Below are 12,583 nucleotides of genomic sequence, written 5' to 3' on the forward strand. Positions count from 1 at the left end.
CCGCGGGCATGACGCTCAGCCCGGTGCAGCGGCCCCCAGCCGCTGCTGGTCATTGACCTCCAGCATCCGCCACTGGCCCTTGCCGAGATCGTCGAGCGCCAGGTCGCCGATCGCGACCCGGACCAGGCGCAGCACCTGCAGGTCGAAGGCCGCCAGCAGGCGGCGGATGTGGCGGTTGCGGCCCTCGTCGAGGACCACCTCCAGCCACGCGGTCTTGTCGCCGCTGCGCAGCACGCGCACGGCCCGGGCGGCCAGGAACTCACCCTCGTCGTCCACCCCGGCCTGCAGCGCCGCCAGCGTGGCCGCATCGGGCAGGCGATCGATCTGCACGTGGTAGGTCTTGTCCGGCCCGGTCTGCGGATCGGTCAGGCGCGCCGCCCACTGCGGATCGTTGCTGAACAGCAACAGGCCCTCACTGGCCTTGTCCAGCCGGCCGACCGGCGCGATCCAGGGCAGGCGGGCGCCGTCGAAGCAGCGGTATACGGTGTCACGGCCGCGCTCGTCCTGCGCGGTGGTCACCACCCCGCGCGGCTTGTTGAGCATCAGGTAAAGCCGCTGCGGCGGTGCCAGCGGCAGGCCATCGACCTCGATGGGAGGTGCCGGGCTGCCGATCGGAAACTCCGGGTCACGGACGATACGACCGGAGACGCGCACGCGACCCTCGGCGATCCAGCGCGCAGCTTCGCTGCGCGAGCACACGCCGGCCTTGGACAGCACACGCGCCAGACCATGGCGCACAGCCTTGGATGCATCCGGACCCGCGCGCCCACGCAGGACGTGGGAGCGGGCGGCGGGGGCGGCAGGTGGGCGGCGCGTACGCAAGCCTCTGCTCCCCGCGACGGTTACTTCTTATCGACCGGCTTGGTCTCAGCCGGTACTTCGGCCGCGGCCGGGGTGGCCACCGGTGCCGGGCGCGCCTTGACCACGCGGACGCCACGCGCCTTCATCCAGGCATCGAACTCCTCGGCGGTCATGCGTTTGCCGTTCTGGCTCATGTCGAAGCGCCACGGCGTGTTGTCGAATTCGGTCTGCGGCTTGTACGCCGCCGGATCGTTCGGCTTCACCGCCGGCGCGCTCGGAATCGCCTTGGCGATGTTCTGGCAGCCGTCGATGCGCAGGCGCTGCAGCACCTGGTCCAGCGACTGCGAAGGATCGTAGCTGCTGCTCAGCACACCGGCCGGCATGCCCAGCTGGTTGCCACGGATGTACAGCTCGTCGGCCACCGGCGCGATGGTCGTGGCCGGCAGCGGCAGCGGCGAAGCGCTGGTGTTGACCGAGCAATCGACCGCAGCGTGAGCGGCAGGAACCAGGGCCAGCGCCAGGACGGCGGCCGATGCAGAGCGCAGCATGAGAGGCATCCACGGAAGGAAGGTGACGCGGCGAGTGTAGCAATGCGGCGACAGCTTTCAAGCGCCACTTTCAATGAATGCGCCAACTCATTGGTTTTTTGGACAAAAAGCCGACAAACGGTCGGTCCATCGAGGCCCGTTCCGGCTTTTCCCGCCGCAGAAACAACAAGACCCGGCCGAAGCCGGGTCCTGCTGTGTCTTGCGGGCGAAACGTCAGAACTTAGTTCTGGACGTTCAGCTCGGTACGACGGTTCTTGGCACGACCTTCCGGATTGTCCGAACCATCCGGGTTGGTGTTCGGAGCAATCGGACGGCTCTCGCCGTAGCCGATCGGGCCGACCAGACGCGAAGCGTCCACGCCGTTCTTGGTCAGGTAGTTGTACACCGCGGTGGCGCGGCGCTCCGACAGCTTCTGGTTGTAAGCGTCGGTACCCTTCGAGTCGGTGTGACCGGCGACTTCAACGCGCAGATCCGGGTAACGCTTCAGGATCTCGGTGGCTTCGCTCAGGATGGCCACGGCGTCCGGACGCAGGTTCGACTTGTCGAAGTCGAAGTTCACGCCCTTCAGGTCGATCGAGACCGGCACCGGGCAACCGTCCGGACCGATGGTCTGACCCGGCTGCGAGTTCGGGCACTTGTCGTCGCAGTTGTTGACGCCGTCACCGTCGTCATCCAGGTCGGCGCAGCTCGGGGCAACCGGAGCCGGAGCCGGAGCAGCCGCGACCGGAGCCGGGCCCAGCGGGATCACGACGCCGACCGAAGCCAGCACGTCGCCGAACCAGTCTTCGCTGGCAGCGTGGTAGCTCTTGTCGTCGAAGTCAGCGCGGTAGGCCACTTCGGCGCGGACAGCAACGCGCTTGTCGAAGGTGGTCTGCAGGCCGACGCCGAGCTTGGCGGCAACGTTGCCGTCCTTGCGCTCACGCGGACCATTCAGGCTGTTGGCCGGGTACTCTTCTTCCGACTTCTGGTAGCCCAGGCCACCGACGATGTACGGGTTCCAGCCGCGGCCTTCCTTGATGAAGTGGCGACGCAGGTCCAGCGAGATGCCGTACTGCGACCAGTTCAGGTCCTGATTGCTGTCGAAGTTCGGGTTCTGGTAGTTCAGCTCACCGTCCAGCGACCAGTTCGGGCTGATGAACTTACCCAGGCCCAGGGTCACGAACGGAGCGTCGTTGGTCAGACGGTCGCTGTCCTGGAAGTTGAAGCCGGCCGAACCGGTCAGGTACCAGCGGTCATCGAACTCCTGCGCAGAAGCAGCCTGGGCGAAAGCCAGACCACCCAGCAGCGCGGCAGTAAGGATCTTCTTGTTCATTGAGTACAGCTCCTATTTCGGGGGTATGAAACCGGTAGAGGCATGGGCCAGCACTACTGCGTCGATGTTCAGACAGCCGATTCAGCACGCCACCGCCGCGAACATTATGCTCAGGCGGGTGAAGGCCATGTTAACAGTCCCGTAACATGTGAAGTGTTGCGCCCGACCGGCCACCGGTCCGACGTTGAAACCCTATACAGGATGATGAAAATCCGCAAGACCCTCACCCCATAAGGGTTTGACGGTGTTTAGGCAACGCAGGCGACATTCTGCGGAACGCGGGGCGAAGGAGATTCAGCGCGCCCCCGGAAACGTGAGGAACCTTATGATGAAACGGGAAACCGAGCCGGAGCCGAGATGAAAGCCGTCGCCCTGAGTCGTGAATCCGCCCCCGCCCTGCAGGATCTCAGGCTGCCGCCGCCGCTGCCGCCAGCCGGTCGCGATCTGCTGGTCCGCGTGCAGGCGGTTTCGATCAATCCGGTCGACGGCAAGCAGCGTGCCGCCACCGATCCGGCCACGCTGGACACGCCACGGGTGCTCGGCTGGGATGCGGCGGGCGTGGTCGAGGCCATCGGCGAGGACGCCCGCCTGTTCGCCTCCGGCGACGAGGTCTACTACGCCGGCGATGTCACCCGCTCCGGCTGCAATGCCCAGTATCAGCTGGTGGATGAGCGGCTGGTCGCACGCAAGCCCACCACGCTGGATTTTGCCGAGGCAGCGGCGCTGCCGCTGACCACACTGACCGCATGGGAGCTGCTGTTCGAGCGCATGCCGCTGCATCTGGATGACCGCCGCCACGCCGGGCAGCACCTGTTGGTGATCGGCGGCGCCGGCGGCGTCGGTTCGATGGCCATCCAGCTGGCCCGCCATGCCGGCTTCACGGTCATTGCCACCGCCTCCCGCGAGCAGTCGGCCGACTGGTGCCGGCAGATGGGCGCCCATCACGTGATCGACCATCGCCAGCCATTGCAGCCGCAGCTGCAGGCACTGGGCGTCAGCGCCGTGCAGATCGCGCTCAACCTGGCCGACACCGATCACTACTGGGATGAACTGGGCCAGCTGCTGGCGCCGCAGGGACATGTCGGGCTGATCGTCGAACCCCGCGGCGCGCTGCGCATCGGCGACCCGTACAAGGCCAAGTGCATCGGCATCCACTGGGAATTCATGTTCGCGCGATCGCGCTTCGGTACCGCCGACCGCATCGAGCAGCACCGCATCCTGAGCCGCGCCGCGAGCATGATCGATGCAGGCCAGCTGCGTGGCACGCTCAGCGAGACACTCGGCAGGATCAATGCCGCCAACCTGCAGGCGGCGCATGAGCGGCTGGCCAGCGGCCGCACGCTGGGCAAGCTGGCACTGGCAGGCTGGGACGACTGACGCGCGCGCTGTGGCGCGGGATTCACCGGGATCTGTATCTATGGAAGCTGGCGATTCGGGATTACGGTGGAGACAGATTCCCTCCCCCCGAGCGCTCCCATGCCCACTGCCCTGCCCCTGCGCCTGCTGCAATTGATCGTCGGCCTGTTCCTGTATGGCTTCGGCGCCTCACTGATGATCCGTGCTGCGATCGGTGTCGCGCCCTGGGACGTGCTGTCGCAGGGCGTCGCGGCGCAGACCCCGCTGTCCTTCGGCCTGGCCACGAACGTGATCGGCGCGCTGGTCCTGCTGCTGTGGTGGCCCCTGCGGCAGAAGCCGGGCGTCGGCACCGTGCTCAACGTGCTGCTGATCGGTCCATCCGCGCAGTTCGGCCTGTGGCTGTTGCCGCCGGCTGTCGGCCTGGTCTGGCAGGTGGCGATGTTCTGTGCCGGCATGCTGCTGGTGGCACTGGCCACCGGCCTGTACATCGGCGCGCGGCTCGGCCCCGGCCCGCGCGACGGGCTGATGACCGGCCTGCATGCCCGCACCGGCTGGCCGATCTGGAAGGTGCGCAGCCTGATCGAAGGCAGCGTCCTGCTGCTGGGCTGGTGGCTGGGAGGCAACGTGGGCATCGGCACCCTGGCCTTTGCGCTGCTGATCGGCCCGCTGTGCGGGGTGACGCTGGGCTGGTTCGGCATCGGCCGGCCCCTGCCGACGGGTAGCGCCGGGCCACGCCCGACGAGCGCGCAGCGCGGTCACGGCTAGCCGCGTCGCCGGGCATGGCCCGGCGCTACCGATTCGCCCGCCCCTTGCCCCGACCGCCGTTTCGCGGCACGCTTCGCGCTTCCGTACGCAAGCGTATCGACCATGTCGCCAGCCAATGAAAGCGCCTATCCCCACCTGTTCGCCCCGCTCGATCTGGGCTTCACCCAGCTGCGCAACCGGGTGCTGATGGGTTCGATGCACACCGGGCTGGAAGATCGCGCGCGCGATTTCCCGCGCTTGGCCGCCTACTTCGCCGAGCGCGCCGAAGGCGGCGTCGGCCTGATCGTCACCGGTGGCTTCGCCCCCAACGTGGTCGGCTGGCTCAAACCCTTCGGCGGCAAGCTGTCCTGGCCCTGGGAAGTGCGTCCGCACCGGCAGCTGACGGCCGCCGCCCACCAGCATGGTGCGAAGATCTGTCTGCAGCTGCTGCACGCCGGCCGCTATGCCTACCACCCCCTGTCGGTGGCGCCCTCGAAGCTCAAGGCGCCGATCAATCCGTTCACCCCGCGCGCACTGTCGGCCAGCGGCGTCGAACGGCACATCGCCGATTACGCACGCAGCGCCAGGCTGGCACGCGAAGCCGGCTACGACGGTGTCGAAGTGATGGGCTCGGAGGGATACCTCATCAACGAGTTCATCGCCCCCCGCACCAACACGCGCACGGACCGCTGGGGCGGTGATGCCTCCCAGCGCATGCGCTTCGCAGTGGAGATCGTGCGCCGCATCCGCGAAGCCTGCGGCCCGGATTTCATCATCATCTACCGGCTGTCACTGGTGGATCTGGTTGAGGACGGCAGCAACTGGGAGGAAATCGTGCAGCAGGCGCAGGCCATCGAGGCCGCGGGCGCGACGATCATCAATTCCGGCATCGGCTGGCACGAGGCGCGCATTCCCACCATCGCCACCTCGGTGCCCCGCGCCGCCTTCGCCGGGGTCACCGCCAAGCTGAAGCCGCATGTGGCGGTGCCGCTGGTGGCGACCAACCGCATCAACATGCCCGAGGTTGCCGAGCGCATTCTCGCCGACGGCGGTGCGGACATGGTGTCGCTGGCGCGCCCGCTGCTGGCCGACCCGCAGTGGCCGAACAAGGCGCGCGCCGGCCGTGCCGACACCATCAACACGTGCATCGCCTGCAACCAGGCATGCCTGGACCACGTCTTCGAGAACAAGCTGGCCAGTTGCCTGGTCAATCCGCGGGCCGCGCACGAAACCGAACTGGTCTACCGCCCGACGTCCACACCGAAGCGGGTGGCGGTGGTGGGCGCGGGCCCGGCCGGCCTGGCCTGTGCCACGGTAGCCGCCGAGCGCGGTCACCAGGTCACCCTGTTCGACGCAAGCGACGAGATCGGTGGCCAGTTCAATGTGGCCAAGCGCATCCCGGGCAAGGAAGAGTTCCACGAGACGCTGCGCTATTTCCGCCACAAGCTGCAGGACACGGGCGTGCAGCTGCGCCTGGGTACCCGGGCAGACGCGACCTGCCTGGCCGGCTTCGACGAGGTCGTGCTGGCGACCGGCATCACGCCGCGTCGGGTCGACTTCCCCGGCGCGGACCACGCCAAGGTCGTCAGCTACCTGGACGTGCTGCAGGGCCGGGTCGAGGTGGGCGCCAGCGCGGCCATCATCGGTGCCGGCGGCATCGGCTTCGATGTCGGGGAATTCCTCAGCCACGAGGGCCCATCGCCGTCGCTGGACCCGCAGCGCTGGATGGCCGAATGGGGGGTGGACGCCACCTTCGAGGCCCGCGGCTCGCTGGCCCGCCCGCAGGTGGACGCTTCGCCGCGCCGGCTGTGGCTGCTGCAGCGCAGCCCCGGCAAGCCGGGCGCGCGCCTGGGCAAGACCACCGGCTGGATCCACCGCGCCACGCTGAAGGCCAAGGGCGTGCGGATGCTGGGCGGCGTCGAGTATCTCGGCGTGGACGACCAGGGGCTGCGCATCCGCGTGGAGGGCAGCGAACAGCTGCTGCCGGTGGATCATGTGGTGATCTGTGCAGGGCAGGAACCGAACCGTGCGCTGCAGGCCGAACTGCAGGCGGCGGGCATCAGCGCACAGCTGATCGGCGGCGCCGATGTGGCCGCCGAACTGGACGCCAAACGCGCCATCGATCAGGGCAGCCGGGTGGCGGCCGCCCTTTGATCCACACCTGAATGGGCGGCGGGACTGTGATTTCCGTCACCCACCTCAAAGCTGAATGTCAAGCCGGGCGATTCATGATGCGTTCGGCCAGCCCCCCCTACCTTGCGCCAACTTTCCGCTCACCACCCAGTTTCCGGTGAGCCGGTGCGGCCCTCCCGGATCGTTCATCGATCCTCTTTTCCCGGGCCGCCCACGGGGCGGCCCCGATGGCCGCCTCCCCATGACGCCAAGTCGTACCCCGCCTCCTGCCCTCCCTTCGGCCGGAACCCCGTGGTGCGGCCCATACGGAGCAAGGAGTTATATGAAACTGGCCTGGATTCTCTGGCTGTCGCAGTTGCTGCCCCAGCCGGCGGCTGATTCATTGTGTTTGAGCACCACCGTGTACCTGGAAGCCCGCGACCAGACCCTGCGCGGCCAGCAGGCCGTGGCCGAAGTGGCACTGCGCCGCCTCGACAGCGGCCTGTGGGGCGACTCGATGTGCCAGGTGGTGACCGCACGCAAGCAGTTCGCCCCGACCATCGTCTCCCCCGGCACCCAGCTGGGCAACGACGCGGCCTGGAGCGAGGCCATGAGCGTGGCCTTCGATGCGGAGCGCAACTGGGCGCTGCCGGCCGGCGAGCGCCGCGAGATCGTTCCCGGTGCCAGCCATTTCGCCGCCCTGGCCATCGCCAGCCCGAACTGGCGCAATGCCTACCAGGTGGCCACCATCGGTGATCACACCTTCTATAAGGTGCAGAACCTCAAGCCCCGGCAGTCGTAACGAACTGTTGCCGGCGGCAGCGTTGCCGCGCGCCGGCAGGCTCTGGGATAGTGGGCGATTCCCGCACACCCCGCCTGGAGTTCCCATGAAGCTGTACAGCAAGCCCGGTGCCTGCTCCACCGCCGACCACATCGCCCTGCAGTGGACCGGCCAGCCGTTCGAGGTCGAACTGCTCGACAAGGACACCCTGAAGGGGCCGGAATTCCTCAAGATCAACCCGGCCGGCTCGGTTCCGGCGCTGGTCGATGGCGACTTCATCCTGCTGCAGAACGCAGCCATCATGGGCTACATCGCCGACCGCTTCCCGCAGGCCGGCCTGGCCGGCGACGGCAGCCCGCGCCAGCGTGCCGAGGCCACCCGCTGGCTGGCCTTCGTCAACTCCGATGTGCACCCGGCGTTCTCGCCGCTGTTCGCGCCGGGCAAGTTCATCGGCGATGAGAGCCAGTACGACGCGATCCGCGCGGCCGCCCGCAAGCGCCTGCGTGGCCTGTTCGAGACGGCCGACCGGCAGCTGGCGGACAAGCCGTGGCTGGCCGGATTCCGCAGCTTCGCCGATCCGTACTTCTACATCACCCTGCGCTGGGCAGCCGGCGCCAAGGTCGACCTGGCGGGGCTGGATCATCTGGCCGCCTACAAGGCGCGCATGGACGCCGATGCCGGCGTGCAGGCCGCACTGAAGGCCGAAGGCCTGGCCTGACCTCACACGGAGCCGCCGGCAGCGCAGGCGGCTCCGATCCGGCGTCCCGGCCCCGCGCCGGGCATCGCCGGCGCCCCGTGTCCACCGTTCAACCGATCTCGCGGATCACGGCACCCTTGGCGTCACGCAGCAGCGTCGGCACCACCTCCACCTGCAGCTGGCCGCCCAACGGGTAGATCCCGCGCTCGGCACGCACGTCCTGCCACGCCTGGACCCCCTGTGCATCCAATGCCCAGCGCGCGCTGTCGGCATCGACGTCGTTGGCGCCGCCGCCCGCAGCCGGGGTGAACTCCCATTGGCGCTCACGGCTGACCAGCACCAGCGATGCGCCATGGTGCAGGCGCAGCGGCAGCAGCTCGCGCACGCTCGGCACCTGGCCGGCGCCGAGCACCAGCGTGGTCACGCCCGAGACCTGTCGCCAGTCCAGCGTTTCAATGAACAACATGCCGGTGCTGGAACCCTCCCGCGCACTGCCCGCCTGCACCTGCGCCGCCAGTGCCGGATCATCCAGCAGGTCGCCCCGATGCAGATCGGTGATCCACAGGGGCATCGCCGGCTCCAGCACGTGCAGCACCCCGCGGGTCGACCAGCGCTTCACTGCAGCCATTTCCCCATCCGTCAGCCCGACCAGCTGCAGGAACTGCAGGCGACCGTTGGCGGTCTCGCGCGCCGGCAACTGCGGGTCGGCGATGAAGGCCAGATGGCACAGGCGGGTGTCGGACTCGAGTGCAATCGGGCCGTTCGCGTCAAGGTGGTGGCCATCCTCGAACACGTTGCCGCTGCCGAACACGTAGCGCGCCAGGTTCTGCAGCAGGTTCATCGGCCATGTCGGCGGTGCCTGTTCGGCGTGCACGCCCTCGCCTGCTGCCAGACGGAAGGTCAGCTCGAATCCGTAGCCACTTGCTTCGGCGTCACTGCTCTCCTTGGCGTACAGCTCGGACAGGCCATAGGTGATGTAGTGCCAGTGCGGTACCGGCGCCTCCGCACGGTAGACACTGATGCCATCGAGGGGATCCTGGCCGCCCAGCGTGTACGGCAATGCCGTTCCGAAATGCAGGGGCTCCTGGCCCGCGTACAGCGGCGCCAGCGCCGCATTGATCGCGTCCCAGCCCGGGGTGTCGGTGTCGTCGTGGTCGTCCTGCACGAGAGGCTCCTGATGGGAATGAAACCCTCCACTCTACGCGCTGCGTCAGGCCTGCACGACTCCGCGATCGCCGGCTGCCAGCGATGCCTGCGTTTCCTGCCACCAGCGCTGTGCCAGTGCCGGGCTGCGTGCCTTGCCTACCGCCGCCAGCAGTTCCGGGCACAGGCGCTCCAGGGCGGAGGCATCGGTGCAGCGCTCGATCTTCAACTGCATGAAGTAGCCCTTCAGCCCGAGGTGGCGCCGCACGGCTTCGCTCATCGCCTCGTACAGCTGCTGATACAGCGCCGGGTCCTGTTCGCGGCCATTGCTGAGGCCGACCGGCACCGCATCGGCGCTGCCCCCCACCACTTCGATCAGCTCCATTGCGGCCAGCTGTTCCAGCGCATCGGACGGCGCCCGCAGTCCCTCCAGCAGGCTGCGCAGTTCGGTGTCATCACGGCGACCATCGACCATCAGCAGGATCGAGCGCAGCGCGGCCGGCAGGCGCCGCGCACGATCCTCGATTTCCTGGCGGCCAGCGGCCGTCTTGGCGTGCAGCAGTGCCATAGCTCCCCCGTTCCATGATGCGCATGCCTGCGCGCCCTGACGGACGCGCTCCCCGGCATCGAGCTTAACGCACTGCTGGTACGGTGAACGCTGCGGTGCAGCACCGCTGCATTCCTTGCCTCGGCCCGCTGCACGCGGCCCCGGCAATACAGGACCGGTCTAGCGTCCCAGCGCGCGGCGGATCTCCTCCAGGGCGGCCGGGTCATCCAGGGTCGACAGGTCGCCGGGATCGCGCTGCTCGGCCAGCGCCTGCAGCGAGCGCCGCAGCAGTTTGCCCGAGCGCGTCTTCGGCAATGCGTTGACCACGTGCACGTGCGCCGGCCGTGCAACCGCCCCCAGCGAGGTGGTCACCGTTGCCATCATCTCCGCCACCACCGGTGCAGGGTCTTCGCCCCCCAGCCCCTGCTTGAGGGTGACGAAGACCAGCGGCACCTGTCCCTTCAGTTCATCCTTGACGCCGATCACTGCGGCCTCCGCCACACGCGGGTGGCTGGAGATGGCTTCCTCGATCTCACGTGTCCCCAGGCGATGCCCGGCGACGTTGATGACATCGTCGGTACGGCCGAGGATGAAGGTGTAGCCGTCATCGTCGCGGATCGCCCAGTCCAGCGAGCTGTACAGCAGCTCCTTGAAATGGCTGAAGTAGCTCTGCAGGAAGCGGCTGTCGTCGTTCCACACCGTGCTCATGCAGCCCGGCGGCAATGGCGGGGTGACCACCAGGACTCCCTTCTGCCCGGGTGCGACTTCTTCGCCGGTGTTCTCGTCGATCACCTTCATGCGGTAACCGAGGTTGGGGAAGCCCGGCGAACCAAAGCGCACCGGCTTCATCTCCAGGCCCGGCAACAGGGTCAAGGCCGGCCAGCCGGTTTCGGTCTGCCAGTAGTTGTCGATGATCGGTTTGCCCAGCGCTTCATTGATCCAGTGCGCGGTCGGCTCATCCAGCGGTTCGCCGGCCAGGAACAGGTACTTCAACGCGCGCAGGTCGTGGCGATGGATGAAATCCGCGTCGTGCTTCTTCAGCACGCGGATCGCGGTGGGAGAGGAGAACATCGTGCGCACGTTGTACTGCTCGCACAGGGCCCACCAGATGCCCGGATCCGGATGGGTCGGCAGGCCTTCGTACAACAGCGATGTGCAACCGCCGATCAGCGGGCCATACACGTTATAGGAATGTCCCACGGCCCAGCCGACATCGGAGGTGGAGAACATCACCTGCCCCGGCTTGCAGTCGAAGACGGTCTCCATCGACTGTGCCATCGCCACCGCGTATCCGCCCACATCACGCTGCACGCCCTTGGGCTTGCCGGTGGTGCCGGAGGTATACAGCAGATAGCTCGGCTCGCTCGCTTCCAGCCACTGCACCGGAACATCGACGTCACCGACTTCCGCGCGCAGCGTCGCGTACTCGACGTCGCGGCCCTCGATGCGCGGCTCGGCCGGATCCAGCCCGCGCGAGACGATCAGCACGTGCGGCGGTGGATGCCCGGCTTCCGCACAGGCGGCGTCCACCATCGGCTTGTAGGGAATGAGCTTGCCTCCGCGCATGCCGGCATCGGCCGCGATCAGCAGCTTGGGTCTGGCATCGTCGATGCGCAGGGCAAGGTTGTGCGCGGCGAAGCCACCGAACACCACCGAGTGCACGGCCCCGATGCGCGCGCAGGCCAGCATCGCGAACACGGCTTCGGCCATGTTCGGCATGTAGATGACCACGCGGTCGCCATGGCCGACGCCCAGGCGCAGGAGCACGGCAGCGAAGTCGTTCACTTCTCGGTACAGCTGCCGGTAGGTGATCTCGCGGGTGCTGTTGGTTTCGGTGGAAATGGCCACCAGCGCGAGCTGGTCGGGCCGAGTGTCCAGATGGCGATCGACCGCGTTGTAACAGAGGTTGGTTTCGCCGCCCACATACCAGCGCCGGAACGGCGGGTTGCTGTAGTCGAGCACCTGTTGCGGCGGCTTGTGCCAATGGATGCGCTTGGCTTCCTCGCCCCAGAACGCCTCCGGCTCGTCGATCGAGCGGCGGTAGGTTTCCTCGTAGTTCATGACGCAGCCCTCCCAGACGAAGTCATGGGTTCGAGCATAGTGCCGCGCTGCCGCGCGTTCCGCCCTACCTTGGTAGGGGGTGGGTTTTCCATGCAGGGCTGCCGCCCTGCACCTGCAGAGGCAACGTCAACGTCAAGAGCTGGACTACTGAGGGATGGCGGGGTAGGTCCGGTGGCGGGAGGCGCCGTAAACCCATCCATGGGGGCTTGGCCGCGGCATCCATGCCGCGGACACTCCCGCCACCGGACCCACCCCGCCTTCGACAGTTTCCTGCGATCTGTCGGAACGATCCGACCCACCATCTATTCCGATATCTGACAGATTTCATCCACACGTGGCGTGAATCCATCAGATCGCGGCATTCTGCCGAAGGTGGGGCGGGGGGGGGGGGGGGGGGGGGGGGGGGGGGGGGGGGGCGGCGCCCCGCCCCCGCGGGCGCGGGGAGGGCGCCGCCCCCCCACCCCCCCCCCCCCCCCCCCAC

11 protein-coding genes are annotated in these 12,583 nt (G+C 67.9%); 5 read left to right on the top strand and 6 right to left on the bottom strand.

From position 1 onward, the window contains the following. Positions 1-15 precede the first annotated feature (15 nt). From ACVOKU_RS06155 to ACVOKU_RS06165, 3 genes are all read right to left on the bottom strand, one after another. Positions 16-822 (bottom strand): pseudouridine synthase, encoded by an 807-nt coding sequence (locus ACVOKU_RS06155; protein WP_481559393.1) that lies wholly within the window; start codon positions 820-822, stop codon positions 16-18. 20 nt (positions 823-842) lie between these two features. Then, positions 843-1,349 carry a hypothetical protein gene (locus tag ACVOKU_RS06160; RefSeq protein ID WP_053520026.1) on the bottom strand — a complete coding sequence of 169 codons (507 nt, stop codon included), beginning with the start codon at positions 1,347-1,349 and terminating at the stop codon, positions 843-845. 220 nt (positions 1,350-1,569) lie between these two features. Next, positions 1,570-2,661, bottom strand: coding sequence for an OmpA family protein (locus tag ACVOKU_RS06165; RefSeq protein WP_164153140.1), 1,092 nt, complete (start codon positions 2,659-2,661; stop codon positions 1,570-1,572). 357 nt (positions 2,662-3,018) lie between these two features. On the opposite strand from ACVOKU_RS06165, the gene ACVOKU_RS06170 reads away from it, so the two are divergent. The 5 genes from ACVOKU_RS06170 (at position 3,019) to ACVOKU_RS06190 (ending at position 8,372) form a co-directional block, all read left to right on the top strand. Further along, a complete protein-coding gene (locus ACVOKU_RS06170; protein ID WP_481559394.1) occupies positions 3,019-4,038 on the top strand; it encodes a zinc-binding alcohol dehydrogenase family protein in 1,020 nt (339 codons plus the stop codon). Between the two features lie 99 nt (positions 4,039-4,137). Further along, positions 4,138-4,782, top strand: a complete 645-nt coding sequence (yczE, locus tag ACVOKU_RS06175) for a membrane protein YczE (RefSeq protein WP_481559395.1) — start codon at positions 4,138-4,140, stop codon at positions 4,780-4,782. Between the two features lie 102 nt (positions 4,783-4,884). Then, entirely contained in the window at positions 4,885-6,915 is a 2,031-nt protein-coding gene (locus ACVOKU_RS06180) for an NADPH-dependent 2,4-dienoyl-CoA reductase (protein WP_065182875.1), read from the top strand. A 301-nt stretch (positions 6,916-7,216) separates the two neighbouring features. After that, entirely contained in the window at positions 7,217-7,675 is a 459-nt protein-coding gene (locus ACVOKU_RS06185) for a cell wall hydrolase (RefSeq protein ID WP_053520031.1), read from the top strand. Positions 7,676-7,760: 85 nt separating this feature from the next. After that, complete coding sequence (locus ACVOKU_RS06190; protein WP_065182874.1) at positions 7,761-8,372, top strand: glutathione S-transferase N-terminal domain-containing protein; 612 nt, start codon at positions 7,761-7,763, stop codon at positions 8,370-8,372. An 88-nt stretch (positions 8,373-8,460) separates the two neighbouring features. Here the strand turns inward: ACVOKU_RS06190 and ACVOKU_RS06195 are convergent, their stop codons facing one another. From ACVOKU_RS06195 to prpE, 3 genes are all read right to left on the bottom strand, one after another. Further along, positions 8,461-9,516, bottom strand: a complete 1,056-nt coding sequence (locus ACVOKU_RS06195) for a suppressor of fused domain protein (RefSeq protein ID WP_481559396.1) — start codon at positions 9,514-9,516, stop codon at positions 8,461-8,463. Positions 9,517-9,561: 45 nt separating this feature from the next. After that, positions 9,562-10,062 carry a hypothetical protein gene (locus ACVOKU_RS06200; RefSeq protein WP_481559397.1) on the bottom strand — a complete coding sequence of 167 codons (501 nt, stop codon included), beginning with the start codon at positions 10,060-10,062 and terminating at the stop codon, positions 9,562-9,564. Between the two features lie 159 nt (positions 10,063-10,221). After that, positions 10,222-12,102: a propionate--CoA ligase gene (prpE, locus tag ACVOKU_RS06205; protein ID WP_481559398.1), complete on the bottom strand. Its 1,881-nt coding sequence runs from the start codon at positions 12,100-12,102 to the stop codon at positions 10,222-10,224. Between the last annotated feature and the right edge of the window lie 481 nt (positions 12,103-12,583).

It is taken from the genome of Stenotrophomonas sp. STEN147, assembly GCF_056757995.1.